This is a genomic window from Burkholderia sp. AU6039 (genome assembly GCF_002223365.1).
GTDB lineage: Bacteria > Pseudomonadota > Gammaproteobacteria > Burkholderiales > Burkholderiaceae > Burkholderia.
On record NZ_NKFK01000005.1, the window covers coordinates 2,486,694 to 2,509,986 of the forward strand.

Sequence of the window (23,293 nt, forward strand, 5' to 3'; positions counted from 1 at the left end):
CTCATTTTTCGACCGGAATAATCCAGTCGTCAGACCACGATTTGGTTGTTCCCATGAACTGATTCTGTCCGCCGGATCCGGCCGCTGGATAGAACGATGTCTCGGGTTCCCATCCAACCGACAGCTTTCCTCCGAGCGGTCTTGGAACGGTTGCGGAAGACAGCTCCGATGTCGGAATTTTCAATAATACGTCGGGCGGTCCCCAATGCTGGAAAACCTGACCGCGATCCATTAGCACACCTTGATTCGTCCCGACATAGTCCGTCGACATGTACGTCCCCGCACCCTTATAGCCACTGATGCTGCCTTGCTTGCGGTAATTTTCGATAGCCCTCCACGTGGTCGCGCGATAGACATAGTCCTGAGACGCAATCTTCTGATCCAAAGCAGCCTGTAGCGCGTCGCCCTGATTTCGATTGCGCATCAATTCACGATACCGCTCCTTCGTCAGCGAACGTTCGCCGGGTCCCGGGCGCACACCACGGCCGCTCAAACCCTTATCGACTGGAGGGTCGTTGGTGCTGCAAGTCGCGAGGCCGAGAGGATCGAATTCGGCGAAAGGATCGGTAACGTACCCTTGCGTCCGCAGTCCACCCTCCAGTCCGATTGGATCGGGACTGAGATACTGTCCCGAATCGGGATCGTAGTACCGGTTCAGGTTGTAGTTGAGCCCCGTCTCGTCGTCCGCCCATTGGCCGGGAAAGCGCAGCGTCGTATCGATCGGTACGACGCGCGCATCGTTCGCCGCCCGCTTTGCCGGCAGCAATTTCCCCCACAAGGAATATGCGGCCCTCCATACCGGCTTACCGTGCTCGTCGAACGCAGCCTTTGGCATGCCAATCTGGTCCGTCAGAATCGGATATAGGCCTTCGTCGGTCTCCTGCGCGAACGGCAAGAAACTGCCCGGCTCGATATGCCACGTCACCACCTGCCCCGTCGTGCCGTCCTTCTGCTCGACCCAGCGCTCGGCAACCGTCGGACCATCCCACAAGAATCTCACCGCTTCGCCGCCACCAACCTGATGCTTCTCCATCCGGCGATTGAAAGCATCGTAACGATACGCCCAGACGCCGCATTCGGGCGTCACGACCTTTACGAGCCGGTTGAGACCATCCCACGTGTATTGCCACGTTTTCGGCCGGAACCCGGGTTGTTCAACCGTCTTCTCGATCGTGCGGCCACGGGCGTCGTATCGATAGCGCGCATAGCCGACCCGTTCCGGCAAGCCGCCTCGACGGTAGTGATGGACATCCACGGGCGCCTGCTGCCCGTGTGCGGCAATGTTCATGGCCGCGTCGTAACGGAAGTGCTCCGTCGGCTGCAGCAGACCTTCCGCGGAAACGATCTGGCCGCGCACATCGCGCCGGTACGTAAGCGTATCGGCGTCGGTGTCGATGCGCTCCAGTTGCCCAGCCATATCGTAGTGATAGACCTGCCGCATCAGTTGCTCGAACGCACGAGCCGGATCCACTTGCAAGGCATCGAACGCCACGGCAGGTCCTGCAATCTGCCGGTGGATACGGCCAAGCGCATCGTACTGTTGCCGTGCGACAAAGTCTCCCGCCTGTCGGCCGATTTCGCGCCCCAGGCCATCACGCTGGATCGTCAGTGCCCCGACCCGCATCAGCGCCCCCGACTTATCGTACGCATAGGCCGTCTCGCGCCTGGGGGTCATCCGCAGACAGCGTTGCCCATCGGCGTCGTAGACGTGCCGCAACAGTTCGCCATGCTGATCTTCACCGATCAGGCGGCCGCTGCTGTCGTACGCAAAGCGTGTCACATGAGAGTGCCCCCCCTGAACCTCCGCCGATGCCAGCCGTCCGCCCGCATCGTAACGATAGGTAAGCTTCACGTCGCCTGCATCGATTTCGGCAAGCCGGTCGTGAGCATCGTATCTATAGCGCCACTGCCCACCGTCGGGCAGTGTCTTCACCAGCAAGCGACCGGCGGCATCCCGCTCGTATTGGGTCGTGCGGCCACCCCAGTCGATCTCGGCGGCGAGTCGCCCGGCCGCATCGTAGCGGTACGAGTAGGCTTCGCCCAGTGCGTTGATGACCTTCGTCAACCGGGTCGCGTGGTCGTACTCAAAACGCGTTGCATGTCCGGCGGCGTCGATCGACGCCGTGAGCAGATCGAATGGGCCATAGGTCCGCTGGATCGTACGTCCAAGTGGATCGATCCATTCGACGGGCAGGCCTTCACCGTTGTATTTCGCATGCGACATCGAGCCGTCGGGACGGATGACCGTGCTCAACAGGCCGCGCGGATTATCAGGGCCTTCGATATAGCGAAAACGCGTCACATGTCCTTCGGGCGACGTTTCCTCCAACACCCGCCCCAGTACGTCGGTCTTGCGCCGGAAGTGCGCTCCTCCAGGCAATTCGATGTCCGTCAGTCGCAATCGGTCGTCGTAGTCCAGGCGCGTCTCGCGATCGCCCTGAATCACTCGCAGCAGTTCTCCACCGGGACCGTACCGATAGGTCGTTCTGGCGCCGTCTGGTTCGGTGCGTGCAATCAATCGGTACAGATGGTCATACTCGAGCCTGATCCGATCACCGTTCGGCAAGCGCGCTCCGGTAAGGCGCTGCTCGTCGTCATATTCGAAGCCAATCGTGCGTCCAGAACTTTCGGCTACCGAAATCAGCTGGCCGAAATCGTCATAGTGATAATCCGTCCTGCGCCCCAGCGGATCGATCCGTGCCATCAAACGACCGAGTTCCCATTCCGAGCGCACGCAATGGCCAAGCGGATCGGTTTCGGCCGTTACAAGACCGTCATCGTTATAGTCGTAGATCCATTCGCCATCGACATCACTCACGCGTGTGCGACCGGCTTCGTAAATGAACCGCCCCGTGTGATAGCCCTGCCGTGTACCGGTCTCGACAACACGGCCCGCCGTGTCGTACCGATATCGGACATCGGTCTGATCGGTATCCCGCCATTGAGTCATCCAGCCGTGCGCGTCGTACGCGTAATGGAACTGCCCAAACTGGAAGCTCGCCACATGGGTAAGCATGCCGTTCTGGTAGTCATAGTCCACGAGTGTTCGGGAATCCCCGTCCGCATCGTGAAGAACGATCCGTTGCAGGCGACGGTCGTACCCGTGATAGGTCACCTCGAGCCGATAGCCATCGCTATGAGCCATGCCGCTCAAACGGCCAGTAGAGTCGTAAGAAAAAACGATCGCGTTACCGTCGAGGTCCTCGATCCGCTCGAGGCGAGAAGAACTGCCATAGACAAGAGGCGAGAAAATACGCAGTTGCCGCGTATCGCGATCGAAGATACGCGGCTCGAGCCGGCTTCCGAGCAGCCGATAACGCGGTTCGCGCAGATTGATACCGTTGAGCGCCATGTCGGGCGCGTCAAAGCCGATCACAAGACCTGCACCGTCATGAAATCGGACGAAGCGACCGTCGGCGAATGTCAGATGCTGCGACCAGTTATCCGACCAGCGGTGACCGAGCAATCCGCGATCGTCCGATCGAGTCCGATAGCGTCGTTTGAATTCAAGTGGCAGGATGCCCGGAATGGCGAGATCCGTGCGAATCTCCAGCATTTCCCCGGATACCGGATCAACCGGATCCTTGCACTTCGGTCGATTCTCGTCCTTGATGCCGCTCTGTTCGGCGGATCGGGTGGGCTCGGGCCTGAATCTTTCGCGCAACCCCTTGCCGGCAAATCTTCCGACACCGCCGCCGACTATCCCCCCGAGCAAACCCGCCAGGAATTCCTGAGTCGCGGACAACTCCGGGTTCTTCGGGCCGTAGTGTCCGGTCGTCTTGTCGATCCAGATGCTGTTACGCCCCGAATTGACTTTGCCGCTACAGTGCGTTTCGTGGCCGATCCGCACCAGCGGCAGGCCGTTGACGAACACGGTTTTGCTGCCGTCAACGAGTGGCTGCGGCACGCCGGAATGATGCTCGCAACTCACCAGGTCCGTGACGCGCGCCACCTTTTTACCTTCAAAATACACGTTGCTCGAACCGGTGACGATCTCGCCACAGTTACTGCCCATGCTTTGGCTGGCCGACGCGAGCGCACCGCCCAGCGTCAGGCCGCCCGCCATGCACGCGCCGATGATCAACGCCCCGGCGAGTCCCCCCGTCGCCACGGTCGCCGCCACCGCCACGCCAATCGCGACCCCTACGGCAATGCCGGCGAGGATCCCCATAAATCCTGACGAGTGCGCGATCCGATCGCCGATACACGCGGGATGCGGATCACCGCGGCCGATCGTGAGGCCTAGTGCGTCACCGACCTGCGTGAATTCCTTTGAGAGCCATCCCGTCACGCCGACTTTGTCGAGCGCCCACGCGCCACCGACAGCAATCGCCAGCGGCAGCATCACCGTACCGGCCGCGACCGCACCCGCCCCTAATGCCGCTCCGCCGGTTGCGCCACCCGCCAACGCCGTACCCGCCGCACTCAACCCGGCTGCCGTCCCCTCAAGCGTGGTCAGGCCCGCGTCGGCCCCGAGCATCCCGTAGTTGAGGTTCTCGTAAAACGGCTGCTCGGCCGCTTTGGCGGCGTCACCGTCCTCCAGCTTGGCGATCTGAGCGAGACGCTCCTGTGCGCTGCCGCTCGGCTCGTTGTAATTTGGCGTGTCCGACATTGCGGCCTCAGATCGGATCGCGCAGCTGAAGGCTCTGAATCACTGCCCGGATTTGTTCGCGCTGGGTGTCGCTCAACGTACCGGGAGCAGTGAAGGTCAGCATCAGGACGACCGGTCCGTATTCCACCATCGTCAGCCGCTGATGAATCAGCGCCTGATTGTTCGTCCACGTAAACTCGTGCACGTGCGCAGCGCGCCCGGACACAGTGGCGTCCTCATTTGCCACCTCGGAATAATCCGGCACCTGCTTCGCCACCTTCCGGATTTCGCTTGCCACATATTCGGCAAACTTCATGCCCCATGGCAGCCGCTCGCGCGTGATCACGAAACTCACGCCCTCCGTGCCGGCCGCCGCCGACACGAATACGTTCATCGTCTTGTCCTGCCACTCCACGGGCAACGCCAACGTGCCTTCCTGCATCTGGTACATGCTTTGTGATCCTGATGGTTGTTAGCCGTTCTTCGGATTGATGTCGGTTCGGGACGCCTGGATATTGATGTTGCTGTCATCGAGGTGAATCACCGAATCGCCCTTGTAGATGTCGATCGAGTCAGCCGTCATGTGGATCCGCGTGCCGCCGTCGCCACCGATCTTGATCCAGAGTTCCTTGGCTTCGAGTGTATGCACGCCCTGCGGCGTCTTGTGCAGCGTATTGCCCTGCACGACAACGTCCGACAGGTTGCCAACCGCGACGGCCGTCGTATGGTTGCCCTTCCCCACCTCGACGGTCCGGTCGCCTTTGAGAACCTGAGTCCACTGCGCGTCCTCGACGACGGTATGCATGTCCTTCTGCGCATGCATGTAGAGCATCTGCGCGCCATTCACGTCGCTCATCAAGAGCTCGTTGGACCCGGCACCCTTGTGCGTCTGACTCTTGATCCCCATCGTCTGACCGGCCGCGCCGTGATACGGGTTGCCCTGTTCGCCATTGAACACACGACCGACGATCACCGGGTTATCCGGGTCCCCCTGGTTGAACGCCACCAGCACTTCCTGCTTGATCCGCGGAATCGCGGCCGCGCCCCAGCCGTCGCCTGCCCACGGCTGCGATACGCGTATCCACATCGAATCGGAGCCATCCTTCTTGCCGCGCCGGTCCCACGGAAAGTGCACCTTCACGGCGCTCCCGTTGGTGTAGATTTCCTCGCCCTTCGGCCCGACGACGATCGCCGACTGCGTACCGTGAATCACAGGCTTCGGCGTGCCGCGCGGCGCACGGTACGGAATCTTCTTCGGCAGCAGCGCGAAGCTGTTGCGATACGGCAGCTTCGCGCTGTGCTGCGTGTAGTCGTTCACCGCCTCGTGACGCACGTGCAGGATCACGTATTCCTGGTTGTTCTCGAGCACCGGGTGATTCGCCACGGTGACGGCGCCCGCCGTGGTCATGCGCCACGCGTAGCCGCCGCCGGTATAACGATGGGCCTGCGCCTCCTCGGCCTCCATCGCGAAACGCGCGTAACGGTTGCCGTCGTCGCCGTGGTCGTACAGCGACTGGTGCTCGAACCGCTCGGTCGCGTCGAGCCGCGCATGCTTGAGGTTCTGCGGCCCGGCCTCCACCAGCATCAGCGGCGACGACGGGTTCTGATGGTTGAAGTCGCGGAACGTGACCTTGCCGACGCCAAAGCGCCGGCCTTCATGCAACTGGTCGATGCCGCTGTCCTCGCTCGCCTCGGTGGCCGCGAACGGCACCGTCGCGAGCCCGTCGATCGGGCGGAACAGCAGGTTCGAATCACCGATCACCAGGATGTGCTTGTCCTTCTCGTAGCGGTGTGTCCAGACCAGCCCCTCCTGCTCCATCAGCCGCGCGCAGAAGTTGTAGTAGCTCTCCTGGTACATCACGACGTACTCGAGCGGCTTCTGGGCCGTGCGGACATCGAATACGAAGTCGGAGAAGCCGTGCTCCTGGAAGATCTCGGTGAGGATGTCCTGCGCGGTCTTGTTCTGGAAGATCCGGCAGTCGGTCGAGCGCGTCAGGAACCAGAACCACGGCACCGCCGTCAGGTGATATTGCGTGACGTTGCCGGGGTTGCCTGCGCGGTCGAACGACGCGACGTAGCCGTCGAAGTAACGATCGTTGTCGGCAGCGCCCGATGCGACGACGCGTTCGAGCGTCGACAGGCGCGCCTGCTGGTCGAACCGGATCTTGACCTGCTGGCCGATCAAGTCCTCGGGGCGCAGGTCGTGGCGATGCGACAGCAGGTCGAGGTGGATCTCCGGCAACCGGTTCACGTGCTCGTCGACGACGGCAGCGCTGACCAGCAGCACGTCCGGGCCGAGCGGCGTATCGAGCGTCACGTAGCGGTTGAGCTGAGTCAGGCGCGCGGGGTTGGCGGCGCCGTTGATCGCCTCGGCAATCGCTGCGGGCGTCTTGTCCATCAGCGAGAAGCCGGTCTGCGCCAGTTGCATCGCGCGCTGGACGGTGTCGACGTGCCCGGCCAGGCCCGCAAGCGGCCCGAGGCTGCCGGCGACACTCGACGCAATCGGACCGGCGAGACCGCCGAGCGCGCTCAACGAGCCGAGCGGACTACCGCCCATTCCAGTGGGAATACCCCCGTTCGGAGCGAAACTCATGCTTGTTCCTTCTTGTGTTCTCAGGTTCCTGGTGCCGGTTGACCGGCCCGAAGCCCCGATAATGTAGGACAAAATCCCCACGCGTGAAAGACACCTGCAAACGTTTCCGTTCAGGCCCTCGATAGCCCGGAAACAGGCCGGCGGCATGGCCGCCCGGACGCGGCGCCCATGCCGAATCCCCGCGCCAGCACGCGCGGAACAGGACACAATCTGCATGAAACGTGTGACAGATCCGTACGGGGCGAGGCATCGCCCCCAGTCACGATGAAATAGTGCGAACGCTCGGAACGGAGCGCGCGCTGGCAAACGCTGCCGTGCCGCTACGCACTGCCGGCCGCCGCGTTCGATCGCACGTTTTCTTAAACTTTCAAATTACTTTCATCCGGCCCACGGAAACCGCCGCGATCACCGCGGCGACACCACGATCGCCGCCCGCCGGTTCTGCGCCCTTCCTCCCGGCGTCTTGTTGTCCCCGACCGGATCGCTCTTCCCTTTCCCGACGACCGCGATGCGCTTCGCATCGAGCCCCACGTCGACCAGTTCAAGGGCGACGACCTCCGCCCGCCGCCTGGACAACTCGACGTCATACTTGTCCACGCCTTCCTGGTCCGAATAGCCATAGACCCGTACCCCGTTGATCCCCGCCGAGTGGAGCGTGCGACCGATCCGTTCGACGATCCGCCGCACATCGGGCTTGAGGTTGTAGCGATCGAAATCGAACAGGATCGGCCCGGTCGAGCCGAACTCGAAACCCTGCTGGGTTTCCTGGAAACCGGCCGACTTGAGCGCGGTGACCTGCGTCTGCGTCAATCCACGATGAAGCGGCGGCGTATTGCAGCCTCCCAGCAGCATGCACAAAAGCAGCGCGCTGCCGACGCACATGCGCCCAATGCCCACCGGAAACGTGTTGTTCATCATTGACCCCTTCGATTGCACGCGCATCGCGAGCGCTCTTCCAACCCACTGCCGCGGCCTCGCCCGCAGCGTGAAACGATGGACCTCAAGCCGCCCCCGCGACCCCTTCCGCCAGTTGCCACGAGCCTGGCCGGGCGCGCTTGGCGCGGTACATCGCGGCATCCGCCGCCCGCAGCAAGCCGCTCGCGTCCGACGCGTGATCGGGATACAGCGCAACGCCGGCACTCATCATGGTGGCCACCACGCGGCCGTCGGACAGCTCGATCGACGGCGCCATACCGGACAAGATCTCGTCAGCAATACGACATACGCTACCCGCGTCGCGCACGGCCGGCAGCATGACCGCGAATTCGTCGCCGCCCAGGCGCGCGACCAGGTCGGTCTCGCGCACCTGCGTGCGCAGCCGTGACGCGATGCCGATCAGCACCGCGTCGCCGGCGTCGTGACCGAGGCAGTCGTTGATTTCCTTGAAGCGGTCGCAATCGAGATACAGGATCGCGACCCGCTGCCCCGTCACCCCGGCTTCGCCGAGAGCGAGTGCGAGACGCGACTCGAACTGCACGCGATTGGGCAGCCCCGTGAGCGCATCGTGCGTCGCCTTGTGTTCGAGCGACGCGTTCTCGTCGCGCAGCGTGTTCTGCCACTCTTCGAATTCGTCGAGCAATGCATTGAAGTCGTCGCCGAGCTGGTTGAGTTCGGCAATCGATGCGGGCTCGACGCGCTGCGCGAACGCACGTTCGCGCCGCACCGCGTGGGCGACGCCCGCCAGCGCGCGCAACGGCGAAACGATGCTGCGCAGCAGGCGCTGCGAGCTGATATACGCACCGATCACGCTGACGGCCAGGCAACCGAGAATGCCGCCCACGCCGCCAAGCAGGAATCCGAAGAACTGATGCCCACGGCCGCGCACGACGACGTGGCCGACGACGATGCCGTCGTGCACCACCGGCGCGGTCACGGGCCCCGGCAACGCGAGGTCGGCGACGACGCGCTCGAGCCGCGCGATCCCGCTGCCGGCAGGCAACTGCCACGTCGCGAACGACTGGCCCTTGCTATCCGTGACCACGACCTGCGCGACATCCTCATCGCCGGCGATCATCCCGATCGCCTCGGCCGCCGCGACGCGGTCGCCGAACACGAGCGCGGCCTCCACCGTATAGCCAAGCGAGCGCGCCAGCAGGTTCAGGTTGTTGCCGGCATACGCACGCAATGCAATCACGGCCACCACGATCAACGACACGGCGGCCATCGTGACGGCGACGAATGCGAGGCGCAGGTGCGCGCGACGCAGCACGCTTTGCAGCGTCGGGCGCGGCACGCGCGACAGGGAGACCGGAGGGGCGCGCCGTGTCATGGTGCCCCCGGCCGTCGCGCGAGATTGAGCACGTTCGGATGCACGCGCACGCCACTGCGTGCGACCGCGTCGAGATTGATGTCGAACGACACGCGCTCGCCGTCGACGTTGAGACAGAACATGCCGCCCGCGGTGCAGGATGGATCGTGTTCCGAAATTGTCAGCACCGGATGGCCGGCCACCGCCGCCCCCACGCGCGCGCGTTCCTCAGCGCCCAGGTTGCCGAGATAGACGATGTCGCAGGCGATGCCGAGCGCGGGATCGTCGAAGCGCACACGCTGCACGTCGAGCAGCGTCGAGCCCGCCTGCAGCGTATCGGTCAGGCCGCGCGCATGGTCGGGCCGGCCCGTGACGCACAGATGCAGGCGCACGGGTGTCGTCGGCCAGCGGGTGAAACTGATGATGCCCAGCACGACCTGACGCACGGCCGTGTCGGATGTCGCCCCGCCCGGACCGACGGGATCCGCGGGGCTTGCGGGCGCAACGATGCGCACCGTGTCGGCGGGATCGAGCGCCTCGGCGGAAGCCCCGGCAAGCACGGCCTGTGCAGCCCCCAGAACGCAAACGATTGCGACCAGCGCATGGCGCAGCGGAGCGGTTCGACCCGGGCAGCCGGGCACCGTTCGCGCGGCGATTGCCGCCGCGTCCGCTGGCGTCGCCGCAGTCGCGAGACTGGCAGCCGACGCGCACACTTTCGCATCCATGATGGCAACATCCGCTGGCGTCGCTCCGGCGCTGCCTCCCGCCTCCCTCCATGCACGTGCAGGCACCGAATTACGCGCATGATGGCTTCATCTTAGGTAAAAATTCGCATCACCAACCAGTGGGAAACACCCGCGAGCAGCGCGAGAACTTGTGCGGAATCGGCGCTTGCGCGCGACGATGCGGGCGAACGCATGCGCCGACGACGATCCGGCTGCGACGTCGGCGCATTGATCAGCGGAATGGCGGCCGATGGGAGTCAAACTTCATACGTTCGGTCACGCTACGCCACCGCCGACAAATCGAAAGGCGTCTCCCGCAACCGCTTCCCCGTCAGCCGGAATACCGCGTTCGCAATCGCCGGCGTCACCGCCGGGCTCGACAGTTCACCGACACCGCCCGGCTTCGCCGGATCGCCCTGCACGATGTGAATGTCGGTATCGGGCATGTCGCTCATCCGCATCACGCGATACGTATCGAAGTTCGACTGCTGCACGCGGCCGTGCCGGAAGTCGATGCGATCCGACGTCGCATGGCCGAGCCCCCACATCAGGCCGCCGTACAGTTGCTCGTCGACGCCGGCCGGCGACACCGCGATCCCGCAATCGGCGACGCACGTCAGCTTCTCCACGCGCACCGCGCCGTCCTTGCGCACGACCCGCGCGACCACCGCGACATAGCTGTCGTACGCCTGGTTCGTCGCGATGCCGAGCGCGACACCGTCCGGCAGCGGCTGGCCCCACCCCGCTCGTTGCGCCGCTTCACGCAGCACGGCCGCATGGCGCGGCCGGTCGCGCATGTGCGCGAGCCGGAACTCGACCGGGTCGCGCTTCGCCGCGTGCGCGGCCTCGTCCATCACCGATTCGACCGCGAACACGTTCGCGATGTAGCTCACCGCGCGGAACCAGCCGGTCGGCACGCCCGTCTCCATCCGGATCCAGCCGATGTCGCGATGCGGCGCCGCATACGCGAACTCCCATTTCGTGATGGCCTCGGTCGTGCTGAAATCCATCCGGTCGGCGCGCTCGAGGTAGCCGGGCTCCCACTGCTGCGGCGAGGCGGGCATCACGGCGCGCAGCCACAGCGACGCGAGATTGCCCTGCGCATCGAGCACCGCGCGCGCACGGTGGTAGCTTGCCGCGTGATAGAACAGCGCACGCATCTCGTCCTCGCGGCTGTTCATCAGCTTCACGGGCTTGCCGGTCTTCACCGCGAGCCACGTCGCCTCGAACAGCCAGTACTTCGATTCGCGCGCGCCGAAGCTGCCGCCCGACACCAGCTCGTGCAGCGTCACCCGATGCGAAGGAATGCCGCCGATCACCTCCGCCGCTTCCATCGCGGTCGACGGCACCTGCAGCCCGCCCCAGTATTCGATACCGCCGTTGCGTGCCCACACGGTGAGGTTGATCGGCTCCAGCGGATTCGCGGCCTTGTGCGGCATCGCATACGACGCCTCGATCATGCGCGCGCCGGCCGCATGGGCCTTCGCCGGATCGCCGTCGGCGATCGTCGGCACGACGCGCGCGGCCGGATCGTCGAGCCACGCGGCCTGGCGCGCGGCGAGCGTGCTGCTGTCGAAGGTTTCGAACAGGCTGTCCTCCCATTCGATCGTCAGCGCGGCCTGCCCTTGATGCGCGGACCAGTAGTCGTCCGCGAGCACCGCGACGCCGGCCTGGTTGCCGCCGAGCACGTCGGGGCGCGGCGGAATCTGCAGCACGTCGCGCACGCCGGGAATCGCGAGCGCCGCCTTCGCATCGACGCTGCGCACGCGGCCGTCGATCACCGGCGCACGCGTGACGACCGCGACCAGCATCCCCGGCAGCGACACGTCGATGCTGTACGGAAACGAGCCGTCGGCCTTCTGCGCGGCGCCGCGCTTCTTGCGCAGCTTGCCGATGTAGCGGAACTGCGCGGGATCTTTCAGCGCGACCTGCTTCGGCGCCGGCAACTGCGCGGCCGCCTGCGCGAGCGCGCCGTACGTCGCCCGGCGGCCGCTCGACGCATGCAGCACGGCGCCGTCTGCCGTCGTGCACGCAGAAGCGGGCACGCCCCATTGATGCGCCGCCGCTTCGACGAGCATCGCACGCGCGGTCGCGCCCGCTCGACGCAGCCGGTCGTACTCCATCGCGACACTCGTGCTGCCGCCGGTCGAGAACACTTTCCACAGCGGATGCAGGTAGTCGGCGAAGAACGGATCTTCCGGCGTGATCACGTCGACCCGGAACGGATCGACGTCGAGCTCCTCGGCCACCACCGCCGCGAGCGCGGTGCGCGTGCCGGTGCCCGAATCGTGCTTGTGCACGACGAGCTTGATCGTGTCGTCGGGCAGCACGCGCACCCACGCGTTCGGTTCGAATTCGCCGGCGGCCGGATGCGGATCGCCGCTCGCGTGCCTGCCCGCGGCCGCCGCGTCGGGCATCCGGAAGCCGATCGCGATGCCTGCGGCCAGCAGCGCCGAACCCTGCTTGAGAAAACGCCGGCGCGGCGTGCCGTCGCCATGCGGTGCATCCGCTGCGTGATCGTCGCGCATGTCACGCCTCCTTCGCGGGTTCGGCCGCGGCCTTCAGCGACGGATCGCCGGACGCCGCACGCTTGATCGCGCGGTGAATGCGTGCGTACGTGCCGCAGCGGCAGAGGTTGCCCGACATCGCCTGCACGATCGCATCGTCGTCCACCGGCTGCCCGCCCTTCAACAGCGCGGCCGCCTGCATCAGTTGCCCCGGCTGGCAATAGCCGCATTGCGGCACGTCCTCGGCGACCCATGCGAGCTGCAGCGGATGCCGCCCGTCCGGCGACAACCCCTCGATCGTCGTCACGTGCCGCCCGTGCGCGGCGACGGCCGGAATCAGGCACGCGCGTACGGCCTGCCCGTCGAGATGCACGGTGCACGCGCCGCACAGGCCCTTGCCGCAGCCGAACTTCGTGCCGGTGAGCTTGAGCCGGTCGCGCAGCACCCACAGCAACGGCATATCCCCCGGTACATTCTCGAGCGAATGGCGTGTATCGTTCACGACGATGTCGATCATGCGCGGTCTCCTGATTCGCATTCCTGGGTCGGCCCGCGCCCATCGCGCGGTTCCGGAGCATTATCGAAACGCGATGCACGGGTGCGCCAGCGATCATTTCGTCGAATCCCTGTCAGTCGGACTAACAGATGCTCAAGCGATACCCTTCGATCCAGTCGATGCAGGCGTTTCTGCAAGCGGCGCGGGTCGGCAGCTTTTCCAGCGCGGCACGCCAGCTGGCGCTCACGCACAGCGCGATCAGCCAGCAGATTCGCTCGCTCGAGGAATTCATCGGCCAGCCGCTGTTCGCCCGCGCCGGCGGCCGCGTGATGCTGACCGATGCCGGCACGCTGTTCGCGAACCAGTTGTCGGACGGGCTCGAGCAAATCGATCGCGCACTGTCGTCGGTGAAGGGGCGCACGGCCGGGCCGTCACTCCGGCTCGACGTCGATCCGGAACTGATGCAGGGCTGGCTGCCCGCGCGGCTGCCGGCATTGATGCGCACGCTCGACGGCACGACACTGACGGTGCTGTCGGCGCCGCGCCATGATCGCGATGCATTCGACCACGTCGATGTCGCGCTGCGCTATGGCTATGGCGAATGGGACGGCGTGGACAGCGCGCTGGTCTGCCCCGACCGGCTGACCGCGATGGCCGCGCCGGCGCTGCTCGAACGTTACGGGCTGACCGCGCCGCTCACGCCCGAACAGGTGCTCGAACTGCCGCTGCTCGGCTATACGAAGCGGTCGTGGATTCCGTGGCTCGACGCGGCGGGGCTCGAACCGGTCGAACCGGACACGATCGCCGTGTTCGACAACGCGGCGGGGCTCGTCGCGACGCTCGCGTCCGGGCTCGGCGCCGGGCTGGTGCGCGGGCTGCTCGCCGCCGATGCGCGCCGCGACGGCCGGCTCGTCGAACTCTGCACGATCGCGATTCCGACGCACTACAACCTGCATGCGATCTGGCCGCGCGAACGGCATGCGCGCGTGAAGCCGCTGATCGACGCGATCGGTACGCTGGTCGCGCAGTCGCTCGGGCGCTGATACGCGCCGCTACGCGCTGAACTCCGCCGCGACCTCGCGCACGGTGTCGAGGAACGCGCCGAGCACCGCGGACGTATCGTCCGCGCGGTAGCGCGCCTGCAGCGACACCTCGAGCGCCGGCGGCAGCAGCGGCACGAACGCGACGCCGCCCGTCGAGATCTGCCGCGACGACGCGGGCAGCAGCGCGACGCCCAGCCCTTCACGCACCAGCGACAGCAGCGTGTGCACCTCGACGACCTCGTGCGCGATCCGCGGCGTGAAGCGCGCATCGACACAGCTCTGCTGCAGGAAGCGCGCCAGTTGCGAATGCCGCAAGCCGAATGACACGAACTGCTCGCCGGCCAGCTCGCCGAGCGCGATCGCGTCGCGCGACGCGAGCGGATGGCCGGACGGCAGCACGGCCACGGCCGTTTCGCGCACCACGATCTCGCTGCGGATCGACGGATCGTCCTGGAACAGCCGGAAGAAGCACACGTCGAGCCGCTTCTCCTTCAGCGCGTCGATCTGCGCGGCCGGCGTCATCTCGTGCAGCGACCAGTGCACGTGCGGATGGCGCTCGGCGAACACGCGCAACGCACGCGGAATCGGCACGACCATCGCCGAGCTGATGATGCCGACCGCGAGCCGCCCCACTTCGCCGCGCCCCGCGCAACGCGTGAGATCGATCGCGCGATCGAACTGCGCGACGATCAGCGGCACCTGCTCCTTCAGTGTTTTCCCTGCCTCGGTCAATTCGACGCGATGCTGCGAGCGCACGAACAGCGCGGTGCCGAGCTGCTCCTCGAGCAGCCGGATCTGCTGGCTCAACGGTGGCTGCGAGATATGGAGCCGCGCGGCCGCGCGCCCGAAATGCAGTTCGTCGGCCAGCACCGCGAAGTAACGCAACACACGCATGTCCATATCGCAAACGTATCAAGAGCGTCAGTAAAAAATATTGTACAGAGCACATTCGGCTGGTGACACTCGGTCCCAAGCAGCAGTGCACGTCGCAGTGTGTCACTCGATGCCGGCGAGGGGAAGGCGCAAAAAAAAATGCGCCTTGCAAAGGGCCGCATGAATCCGACCGACAGGTCGCTTCATCGACGTGCCTGCCCGCGATACGGCAACCGGCCTTTCCGGTTCCTCTCAAGGAGATCGAGTAGATGATCATCGACACCAGCTGTTACCCGACGAATCTCGTCGACCTCGCATGGCGTCACGACGGCCCGCCGTTCACCGGCGAGCGCCTGATCGAGACGATGAACGGCCCGTTCCTCATCAACGGCAAGCCGCGCCGCGTCGACAAGGCGTTCATCCAGCCGCCGCAAGGCAACACCATCTATACGTATACCGACGGCGAGAAGTCGGGCACCGAATCGATCGACGCGTACATGGCGTACACGGTCGAGATGGTGCGCAAGCACCCCGACCGCTTCATCGGCTGCTTCGTCTACAACCCGCGCTGCGGCGTGGAGAACGGCGTGAACGCGATCGATCACTACGTGCGCAAGCTCGGCTTCAAGATGGTGCAGTTCCAGGCCAACATGCATGCATACCGGCCCGATCGCGCACTCGACTGGCTGCGCCCCGCACTGAAGAAATGCGCGGAACTCGGCGTGCTCGTGAAGCTGCACACCGGCGACGGCCCGTACAGCATCCCGACCGAGTGGGTGCCGATGATCAAGGAATTCCCGACGGTCAATTTCATCATGGCGCACTTTGGGGTGCAGACCGGCGGCGTCTACTGCTTCGAGCCGTTCCAGCTCGCGATGGACCTGCCGAACGTGTATTGCGAATCGGGCTGGTGCCTGCAGTCGCGGATCGTCGAATTCGCGAAGGTGCTGCCGAAGCACAAGATCCTGTTCGGCTCCGACACGCCGCCGAACGAACCGGGCATGTGGCTGCGGCTGCTCGAGGTGCTGTGCTTCGATCCGCCGCAAGGGATGAATCTCGACGAGGACACGCTCGAGGATTACCTCGGCAACAACACCGCGCGAATGATCGGCCTCGAACCGACGCCCGCGCCGCGCACCGTCGACGAAGCGAAAGCCCTGCTCGCCGCCTGACGCCCGCGCCCCTCTCTCCCGATTCCGGAGCATTGCATGATCATCGATACGCACCTGCACCCGACCAACCTCGTCGACGAGGCGTGGCGCCACACCGGCGAACCGTTCACCGGCGAACGCCTGCTGAAGATGATGGACGGCCCGTACATCATCAACGGCAAGCCGCGCCGCATCGACATGGGCTTCATCCAGCCGCCGCCGGGCAACACCGGCTATCGCGACGGCAACCGCCGCGGCCGTGAAGGCATTCGCGACTACATGGCGTATATCGCCGAGCTCACGCAGAAATACCCCGACCGCTTCATCGGCAACTTCACGTACAACCCGCGCTGGGGCCCGGAGAACGGCGCGGCGGAGCTCGAATTCCACATCAGGGAGTACGGCTTCAAGATGGTGAAGCTGCACGCGAACATGCACGGCTACCGGCCCGATCGCGCGCTCGACTGGCTGCGCCCGGCGATGAAGGTCTGCGCGAAGTACAACATCGTCGTGCTGATCCATACCGGTGACGGACCGTACACGATCCCGACGCAGTTCTATCCGATCATCCGCGAGTTTCCGATGGTGAACTTCATCATCGGTCACTTCGGAATCCAGACGGGTGGCAACTACTCGTTCGAAGCGTTCTGGATGGCGATGGATACGCCGAACGTGTACTGCGAATCGGGCTGGTGCTACCAGTCGCGGATCGTCGAGTTCGCCCGCGAGCTGCCGCGCAACAAGATCGTGTTCGGCACCGATTCGCCGCCGAACGAACCCGGCATGTGGCTGCGCGAGCTGGAAATGCTGTGCGGGCCCGCGCCGCAGGGGATGGATCTCGACGAGGACGGCCTCGAGGACTACATGGGCAACAACATCGCCCGCCTCGTCGGCATCGAGCCGACCAAGCCGCCGAAGGATCTCGACGAAGCGCAGAAGCGCCTCACGTCGACCTACCTGTAACGCGCCGGCAGCCGGATCGCGTGCCGCTCTGAACACGCGCGCGATCCGGCCTTTCCCCTTCCGCATCCGACGGAGTGCATCATGGCGTCCAGCCTTTTCGCCGAGCAGCAGGATTTTCATCACTTCGCGAACGCCTATCGCGAACGCTTTCCGGACGACGTGCTGACGCTCGCGCAGCCGCTGTCCGCCGACCAGGACGTCACGGCCGTCGTCGCGTCGCTCGCCGCGCGCGGGCGGCACGAGATGCTCGTCTGCGAGCGCGTCGACGGTCTGTCGACACCGCTCGTCACCAACGTATTTGCGTCCCGACCGCGCATCGGCCGGCTGTTCGGCGTCGATGCGAACGGCCTGTTCGACGCGTGGCAGCAACGTGCGAACGCACCCGTCGCGCCGGTCGTCGTGCCGCACGGCCCCGTGCTCGATCAGGTGACCGAAGGCGACGCGGTGGATCTCGCGCAGTTGCCGATGATCCGCCACTTCGAAACCGATCGCGGGCCCTACGTGACCAATGCGGTGATCGTCGCCGAAGATCCGGTGACGGGCGTCGCGAATCTCAGCTACCACCGCTCGATGCCGCATGCGCGCAACGCGCTGGCGACGAGCCTGCATTCACGTGGCCATCTATGGCGGATGCTGCAGACCGCGAAGGCGCGCGGCGACACGCTCAAGGTAGCGATGGTGATCGGCGCGCATCCGCTGTTCATGCTCGCGGCCGCCGCGCGCGTGCCGTTCGGCGCGGATGAGCGCGCGATTGCCGGCGGCCTGTTCGGCGCGCCGCTGCAGCTCGTGCGCACGCCGCGCCACGGCATCGGCGTGCCGGCCGCCGCCGAGTTCGTGCTCGAAGGCACGATCGATCCCGACGCGCATGCGGAAGAAGGCCCGTTCGGCGAATTCACCGGCTACTCGTCGGACCGTTCGACCAACAACGTGCTGCGCATCGACGCGATGATGCGGCGCAAGGATGCATGGCTCGTCGACGTGGTCGGCGGCCCGTATGCGGAGCACCTGACGCTCGCGCGGCTGCCGCGTGAAGCCGAGATGAGCGAGAAGCTGAAGGCGCGCTTTCCTTCCGTCACCGCGATCCACTATCCGAATTCCGGCACGCACTTCCACTGCTACGTCGCGCTGAAGCAGTCGCGCGACGGCGAGGCGCGCCAGATCATGCTCGCGCTGCTCGGCTGGGACCCGTACCTGAAGAACGTCGTCGCGGTCGACAGCGACGTCGACATCACCGACGACGCGCAGGTGCTGTGGGCGATCGCGACGCACTTCCAGCCGCACCGCGACCTGTTCGTCGTCGACGGCCTGCCCGGCAGCCCGCTCGATCCGTCGTCGTCGGCCGACGGCACGACGTCGCGGATGGGGATCGACGCGACGCGCGGCTCGCGTTTCGACGGCGTGCGCGCACGCGTCGGCGACGCCGCGATGCAGCGCGCCGCGCACGTGATCGCGCAACTCGGCGGAGCGTCGCGATGAGCGCGCGGCGGCTCGTGGTCGGCATCAGCGGCGCATCCGGCTTCGTGTACGGGATGCGGCTGCTCGCGCTGCTGCGCGACCTCGACATCGAGACGCACGTGGTCGTGTCGCGCGCCGCCGCGCTGACGATGGCGCACGAGACCGACTTCCGGCTGTCCGACATCACCGCGCTCGCGAGCGTGCTGTACCGCAGCGACGACATCGCGGCGCCGATTTCGAGCGGATCGTTCCGCACGCTCGGGATGATCGTCGCGCCGTGCTCGATGAAAACACTCGCCGAGATCGCGAGCGGCCTTTCCTCCGGCCTGATCTCGCGCGCGGCCGACGTCGTGCTGAAGGAGCGCCGCCGGCTCGTGCTGCTCGCACGCGAGACGCCATACACGCTCACGCATTTGCGCAACATGGCCACCGTCACGGAGATGGGCGCGATCGTCGCGCCGCCCGTGCCGGCGTTCTACGCGCGCCCCGCTTCGCTCGACCAGATGATCGACCACACGCTCGGCCGCGTGCTCGACCTGTTCGACCTCGACTCCCGCACCGTCCATCGCTGGAAAGACAACGCATCACAGCCGAACCCGCAGCCCAACCGCCTCAACGGAGATGCATCATGACCCACATCCACACCACCCACAGCGACGTCGAGAAGATTCCGGTCACCGTGCTCACGGGCTTTCTCGGCGCGGGCAAGACCACGCTGCTGAACTACATCCTGCGCGAGAAGCACGGTCGCAAGATCGCGGTGATCGAGAACGAGTTCGGCGAGATCGGCATCGACGGCGGCCTCGTGCTCGAATCGACCGAGGAAATCTACGAGATGACGAACGGCTGCGTGTGCTGCGTCGGCGCGGTGCGCGAGGATCTCGTGCGGATCGTGCGGATGCTCGTCGCGCGCCCCGACCGGCTCGATCACATCATCGTCGAGACGAGCGGCCTCGCCGATCCGTATCCGGTCGCGCAGACCTTCTTCCTCGACGATCCGATCGCGAAGGAGGTCGCGCTCGACGCGGTCGTCACGATGGTCGACGCGAAGCATATCCGCGCGCACCTCGACGATCTGGTGCTCGATGGCCGCGACAACCAGGCGGTCGACCAGATCGTCTGCGCGGACCGCATCGTGATCAACAAGGTCGACCTCGTCGACGCACCGGACGTCGATGCGCTGACCGCGCGGCTGCGCACGCTGAACACGACCGCGGAGATCGTCACGTCGAGCTACGCGCAGGTCGATCTCGATCGCATCCTCGGCATCGGCGCGAACGAGTTCGCGCAGATCCTCGTCGAGAGCGACGGGCTGCAGGCCGATGCGCCGCATGCGGACGAACACGCGCATGAGCATGAGCATGACGACCACGCACACGCAGCGCACCAGTCGCACGCACACGACGACGATCACGACCACCACGAACACGACGCCAGCGTGTCGTCGGTCGGCATCGAAGTCGATGCGGACGTCGATCTCGACGCGCTCGAAGCGTGGCTCGGCGAGCTGCGTCGCGCCGATACCGCGAACCTGTTCCGGATGAAAGGCATCCTCGCCGTGCAGGGCCGCGCGCAACGCTACGTGCTGCAGGGCGTGCACGGCGTGATCGAGCTGCGCGCCGCGCAGGCGTGGGGGTGCGAGCCGCGCTCGTCACGCATCGTTTTCATCGGCCGCGATCTCGATCGCGCCGCGCTGACCGACCGTTTCCATGCCTGTCTCGCCGCGGCGGTCGCGGCCTGACGGGCACGCCAGGCGGGCGCATCGCGCGCCCGCCCGCAAACGAACCTCAGGAGACTCGCCCATGAACGCTGCTTCACATCCCGTCGATCGGGTCCTGCCGCGCCGCCAGATGCTGACGCTCGGCCTGCAACACATGCTCGTCGCCTATATCGGCGCGATCGCGGTGCCGCTGATCGTCGCATCGGCGTTGAAGATGTCGCCCGCCGATACGACCGTGCTGATCAGCACCGCGCTGTTCTGTTCCGGCATCTCGACGATCCTGCAAACGGTCGGCGTCTGGAAACTCGGCGTGCGCCTGCCGATCCTGCAGGGCGTCGCGTTCAGCAGCGTCGGCCCCGTGATCGCGATCGGCCTGACGCCGGGCGTGGGGTTCGCCGGCGTGTGCGGCGCGGTGATCGGCGCGGGCATCATCACGACCTTCGCCGCGCCGCTGGTCGGCCGGCTGCGCCGGCTGTTCCCGCCGGTCGTGACCGGCTGCATCGTCACCGTGATCGGGCTGCAGCTGTTTCCGGTCGCGTACCAGTGGGCCGGCGGCGGCGACGCGGCGAAGCTGCAGTTCGGCGAACTGTCGTTTCTCGCGGTCGCGCTCGTCGTCGCGGTCGTGATCCTCGCGGTCAACCGCTTCGCGAACGCGTTCCTGCGCAACCTGTCGGTGCTGATCGGGCTCGTCGCGGGCAGCCTGCTCGCGATCGCGCTCGGGATGGGCAACTTCACGAACGTCGCCGCCGCGCCGTGGTTCACCGTGCCCTACCCGTTCCACTTCGGCACGCCGGTGTTCGCGATCGTGCCGGTGCTGACGATGGTCGTCGTGATGATCGTGCAGATGGTCGAGTCGATGGGCCTGTTCGTCGCGATCGGCGACATCGTCGAGAAGCAGGTGAGCGAGGAGGATGTCGTGCGCGGGCTGCGGGCGAACGGCGTCGCGAGCGCGATCGCCGGCACGTTCGCCGCGTTCCCGTTCATCGCGTTCATGGAGAACGTCGGGCTCGTGATCCTGACCGGCGTGCGCAGCCGCTGGATCGTCGCGGTCAGCGGCGTGCTGATGTGCGTCGTCGCGCTGGTGCCGAAGATCGGCGCGATCGTCGCGTCGACGCCGTCGGCCGCGCTCGGCGGTGCCGGTATCGCGATGTTCGGCGTGGTGGTCGCCGCCGGCGTGCAGACGCTCGCGAAAGTCGACTTCGAAGGCAACCGCTACAACGTGCTGATCGTCGGCTTCACGATCGCGACTGCGCTGATCCCGGTGATGGCGCCGAAGGTGTTCGCGCACATGCCCGACTGGACGCAGCCGTTCCTGCACAGCGGCGTCGTGCTCGCGTGCCTCGTGTCGGTGCTGCTCAACGCGATGCTCAACGGTGTGCCGGCGGCCGCCCCCGTTGAATCGCACGTCCACGCCGACGCCGCGCACGGCAGCCCGATGGCGCGCGAGTGCGACTGACGGGCTGCATGCCGCGCGCGGCATCGAGCCCGCGCGCGGCGCCTGACGAACAACAACCCGACTATCCGTATCCGAGGAGACCCGACCATGAGCGTTCCTTCTTCTTCGCTGCTGATCCGCAACCCGATCGCGGTCATGAGCGGCCGCACCGGCGACGCCGCGCGGCTCGGCCAGGCCGACCTGCGCATCCGCGACGGCCGGATCGAGACGATTGCGCCCGATCTCACACCGCTGCCCGGCGAACGCGTGATCGACGCGACCGACTGCGTCGTCTACCCGGGCTGGGTCAACACGCATCACCACCTGTTCCAGAACCTGCTGAAGGCCGTGCCGGCCGGGATCAACGCCGGCCTGCAGGAATGGCTCGCGGCCGTGCCGTATCCGCGCGTCGCGCGCTTCACACCGGCACTCGCGCGCATCGCCGCACGGCTCGGCTTCGCCGAGCTGCTGCTGTCCGGCGTGACGACCTGCGCCGATCATCACTACCTGTATCACGCGGGCGGCACGACCGAGACCGGCGACCTGCTGTTCGACGAAGCGGCCAGCTTCGGGATGCGCTTCGTACTGTGCCGCGGCGGCGCATTGCAGGCGGCCGGCGATCATCCGGGCTTCGCCGGCACGGCATTGCAGCCCGAGACGCTCGACCAGATGCTTGCCGACATCGAGCGGCTGAAGGCGCGTTATCACGACGCGGGCACCGCATCGATGCGCCGCGTGGTCGTCGCCCCGACGACACCGACCTTCTCGCTGCCGCCCGACCTGCTGCCCGAAGTCGCGCGCGCCGTGCGCGGGATGGGCCTGCGGCTGCATTCGCACCTGTCGGAGACGACGCGTTACGTCGACTTCTGTCGCGAGCGCTACGGCAAGCTGCCGGTCGAATTCGTCGCCGAACACGAATGGCTCGGCCCGGACGTGTGGTTCGCGCACCTCGTCCATCTCGAGGAGAACGAAATCGCGCTGCTCGCCGAAACGGGCACCGGCTGCTCGCACTGCCCCGTCAGCAATGCGCGGCTCGGCAGCGGGATCGCGCCCGCGCCGCGCATGGCGGCGGCCGGCGTGCCGGTGTCGCTCGGCGTCGACGGTGTCGCGTCGAACGAATCCGGCAGCATGACGCACGAAGCGAATTTCGCCTGGCTCGTGCATCGTGCGGCGCACGGTGCGGCGGCCACCACCGCCGAGGAGGTGCTGCACTGGGGCACGCAAGGCGGCGCACGCGTGCTCGGGCTGAACGCGGTCGGCACGCTCGAAGCGGGCCAGGCCGCCGATCTCGTGCTGTACGACGTGAGCGGGCCGCGCTTCAACGGCTTCCACGATTACGCAATCGCCCCGGTTGCGGCCGGCGAGCCCGTGCCGGTGAAGTACAACATCGTGAACGGCCGCGTCGTGGTGGACAACGGCGAAATTCCGGGCCTCGACCTGGCCGCGCTGCGCCGCGAGGCCGTTGACGCCGTGCGGCAGTTGCTCGATTGAAC

General features: G+C 66.1%; 17 protein-coding genes. 8 read left to right on the forward strand and 9 right to left on the reverse strand.

Features of this window, described 5'->3' with window-relative positions; genetic code table 11:
• Position 1 precedes the first annotated feature (1 nt).
• The 8 genes from CFB39_RS28895 to CFB39_RS28930 all read right to left on the reverse strand — a co-directional run bounded on the left by CFB39_RS28895 (position 2) and on the right by CFB39_RS28930 (position 13,181).
• Positions 2 to 4,612, reverse strand: coding sequence for a PAAR/RHS domain-containing protein (locus tag CFB39_RS28895; protein WP_256991470.1), 4,611 nt, complete (start codon positions 4,610 to 4,612; stop codon positions 2 to 4).
• A 7-nt stretch (positions 4,613 to 4,619) separates the two neighbouring features.
• Positions 4,620 to 5,042 carry a DcrB-related protein gene (locus tag CFB39_RS28900; RefSeq protein ID WP_089475396.1) on the reverse strand — a complete coding sequence of 141 codons (423 nt, stop codon included), beginning with the start codon at positions 5,040 to 5,042 and terminating at the stop codon, positions 4,620 to 4,622.
• Between the two features lie 21 nt (positions 5,043 to 5,063).
• Complete coding sequence (locus tag CFB39_RS28905; RefSeq protein WP_089475397.1) at positions 5,064 to 7,184, reverse strand: type VI secretion system Vgr family protein; 2,121 nt, start codon at positions 7,182 to 7,184, stop codon at positions 5,064 to 5,066.
• A gap of 405 nt (positions 7,185 to 7,589) precedes the next feature.
• Entirely contained in the window at positions 7,590 to 8,099 is a 510-nt protein-coding gene (locus CFB39_RS28910) for an OmpA family protein (protein ID WP_089475699.1), read from the reverse strand.
• A gap of 85 nt (positions 8,100 to 8,184) precedes the next feature.
• Complete coding sequence (locus CFB39_RS28915; protein ID WP_089475398.1) at positions 8,185 to 9,453, reverse strand: diguanylate cyclase domain-containing protein; 1,269 nt, start codon at positions 9,451 to 9,453, stop codon at positions 8,185 to 8,187.
• A complete protein-coding gene (locus CFB39_RS28920) occupies positions 9,450 to 10,157 on the reverse strand; it encodes a YfiR family protein (RefSeq protein WP_089475399.1) in 708 nt (235 codons plus the stop codon). Before CFB39_RS28920 ends, CFB39_RS28915 begins: the two co-directional genes overlap by 4 nt.
• A gap of 281 nt (positions 10,158 to 10,438) precedes the next feature.
• Positions 10,439 to 12,685 (reverse strand): xanthine dehydrogenase family protein molybdopterin-binding subunit, encoded by a 2,247-nt coding sequence (locus CFB39_RS28925; RefSeq protein WP_089475400.1) that lies wholly within the window; start codon positions 12,683 to 12,685, stop codon positions 10,439 to 10,441.
• 1 nt (position 12,686) lies between these two features.
• Positions 12,687 to 13,181: a (2Fe-2S)-binding protein gene (locus CFB39_RS28930; RefSeq protein ID WP_089475401.1), complete on the reverse strand. Its 495-nt coding sequence runs from the start codon at positions 13,179 to 13,181 to the stop codon at positions 12,687 to 12,689.
• A gap of 128 nt (positions 13,182 to 13,309) precedes the next feature.
• On the opposite strand from CFB39_RS28930, the gene CFB39_RS28935 reads away from it, so the two are divergent.
• Positions 13,310 to 14,203 carry a LysR substrate-binding domain-containing protein gene (locus CFB39_RS28935; protein ID WP_089475402.1) on the forward strand — a complete coding sequence of 298 codons (894 nt, stop codon included), beginning with the start codon at positions 13,310 to 13,312 and terminating at the stop codon, positions 14,201 to 14,203.
• A gap of 9 nt (positions 14,204 to 14,212) precedes the next feature.
• On the opposite strand, the gene CFB39_RS28940 is transcribed toward CFB39_RS28935, so the two are convergent.
• On the reverse strand, positions 14,213 to 15,103 hold the full coding sequence (locus CFB39_RS28940) for a LysR substrate-binding domain-containing protein (protein WP_089441835.1): 891 nt from the start codon (positions 15,101 to 15,103) through the stop codon (positions 14,213 to 14,215).
• Positions 15,104 to 15,345: 242 nt separating this feature from the next.
• On the opposite strand from CFB39_RS28940, the gene CFB39_RS28945 reads away from it, so the two are divergent.
• From CFB39_RS28945 to CFB39_RS28975, 7 genes are all read left to right on the forward strand, one after another.
• A complete protein-coding gene (locus CFB39_RS28945) occupies positions 15,346 to 16,248 on the forward strand; it encodes an amidohydrolase family protein (RefSeq protein WP_011354246.1) in 903 nt (300 codons plus the stop codon).
• A gap of 36 nt (positions 16,249 to 16,284) precedes the next feature.
• Positions 16,285 to 17,190 (forward strand): amidohydrolase family protein, encoded by a 906-nt coding sequence (locus CFB39_RS28950; protein WP_089462178.1) that lies wholly within the window; start codon positions 16,285 to 16,287, stop codon positions 17,188 to 17,190.
• 81 nt (positions 17,191 to 17,271) lie between these two features.
• Positions 17,272 to 18,666 carry a UbiD family decarboxylase gene (locus CFB39_RS28955; protein ID WP_089475403.1) on the forward strand — a complete coding sequence of 465 codons (1,395 nt, stop codon included), beginning with the start codon at positions 17,272 to 17,274 and terminating at the stop codon, positions 18,664 to 18,666.
• Entirely contained in the window at positions 18,663 to 19,277 is a 615-nt protein-coding gene (locus tag CFB39_RS28960) for a UbiX family flavin prenyltransferase (protein WP_089475404.1), read from the forward strand. Before CFB39_RS28955 ends, CFB39_RS28960 begins: the two co-directional genes overlap by 4 nt.
• Entirely contained in the window at positions 19,274 to 20,386 is a 1,113-nt protein-coding gene (locus CFB39_RS28965) for a GTP-binding protein (protein ID WP_089475405.1), read from the forward strand. The genes CFB39_RS28960 and CFB39_RS28965 overlap by 4 nt, the downstream gene beginning before the upstream one ends.
• Before the next feature lie 61 nt (positions 20,387 to 20,447).
• Complete coding sequence (locus CFB39_RS28970) at positions 20,448 to 21,821, forward strand: nucleobase:cation symporter-2 family protein (protein ID WP_089475406.1); 1,374 nt, start codon at positions 20,448 to 20,450, stop codon at positions 21,819 to 21,821.
• Between the two features lie 87 nt (positions 21,822 to 21,908).
• A complete protein-coding gene (locus CFB39_RS28975; protein ID WP_089475407.1) occupies positions 21,909 to 23,291 on the forward strand; it encodes an amidohydrolase family protein in 1,383 nt (460 codons plus the stop codon).
• The last annotated feature ends 2 nt before the right edge of the window (positions 23,292 to 23,293 follow it).

Excerpts from the sequence above, each read along its gene's own strand:
- CFB39_RS28950 (WP_089462178.1), top strand. The coding sequence starts at position 16,285 with ATGATCATCGATACGCACCTGCACCCGACCAACCTCGTCGACGAGGCG.
- CFB39_RS28895 (WP_256991470.1), bottom strand. The coding sequence starts at position 4,612 with ATGTCGGACACGCCAAATTACAACGAGCCGAGCGGCAGCGCACAGGAG.
- CFB39_RS28920 (WP_089475399.1), bottom strand. The coding sequence starts at position 10,157 with ATGGATGCGAAAGTGTGCGCGTCGGCTGCCAGTCTCGCGACTGCGGCG.
- CFB39_RS28955 (WP_089475403.1), top strand. The coding sequence starts at position 17,272 with ATGGCGTCCAGCCTTTTCGCCGAGCAGCAGGATTTTCATCACTTCGCG.
- CFB39_RS28905 (WP_089475397.1), bottom strand. The coding sequence starts at position 7,184 with ATGAGTTTCGCTCCGAACGGGGGTATTCCCACTGGAATGGGCGGTAGT.
- CFB39_RS28900 (WP_089475396.1), bottom strand. The coding sequence starts at position 5,042 with ATGTACCAGATGCAGGAAGGCACGTTGGCGTTGCCCGTGGAGTGGCAG.
- CFB39_RS28965 (WP_089475405.1), top strand. The coding sequence starts at position 19,274 with ATGACCCACATCCACACCACCCACAGCGACGTCGAGAAGATTCCGGTC.
- CFB39_RS28925 (WP_089475400.1), bottom strand. The coding sequence starts at position 12,685 with ATGCGCGACGATCACGCAGCGGATGCACCGCATGGCGACGGCACGCCG.
- CFB39_RS28935 (WP_089475402.1), top strand. The coding sequence starts at position 13,310 with ATGCTCAAGCGATACCCTTCGATCCAGTCGATGCAGGCGTTTCTGCAA.
- CFB39_RS28960 (WP_089475404.1), top strand. The coding sequence starts at position 18,663 with ATGAGCGCGCGGCGGCTCGTGGTCGGCATCAGCGGCGCATCCGGCTTC.
- CFB39_RS28915 (WP_089475398.1), bottom strand. The coding sequence starts at position 9,453 with ATGACACGGCGCGCCCCTCCGGTCTCCCTGTCGCGCGTGCCGCGCCCG.
- CFB39_RS28930 (WP_089475401.1), bottom strand. The coding sequence starts at position 13,181 with ATGATCGACATCGTCGTGAACGATACACGCCATTCGCTCGAGAATGTA.
- CFB39_RS28910 (WP_089475699.1), bottom strand. The coding sequence starts at position 8,099 with ATGAACAACACGTTTCCGGTGGGCATTGGGCGCATGTGCGTCGGCAGC.
- CFB39_RS28945 (WP_011354246.1), top strand. The coding sequence starts at position 15,346 with ATGATCATCGACACCAGCTGTTACCCGACGAATCTCGTCGACCTCGCA.
- CFB39_RS28970 (WP_089475406.1), top strand. The coding sequence starts at position 20,448 with ATGAACGCTGCTTCACATCCCGTCGATCGGGTCCTGCCGCGCCGCCAG.
- CFB39_RS28940 (WP_089441835.1), bottom strand. The coding sequence starts at position 15,103 with ATGGACATGCGTGTGTTGCGTTACTTCGCGGTGCTGGCCGACGAACTG.
- CFB39_RS28975 (WP_089475407.1), top strand. The coding sequence starts at position 21,909 with ATGAGCGTTCCTTCTTCTTCGCTGCTGATCCGCAACCCGATCGCGGTC.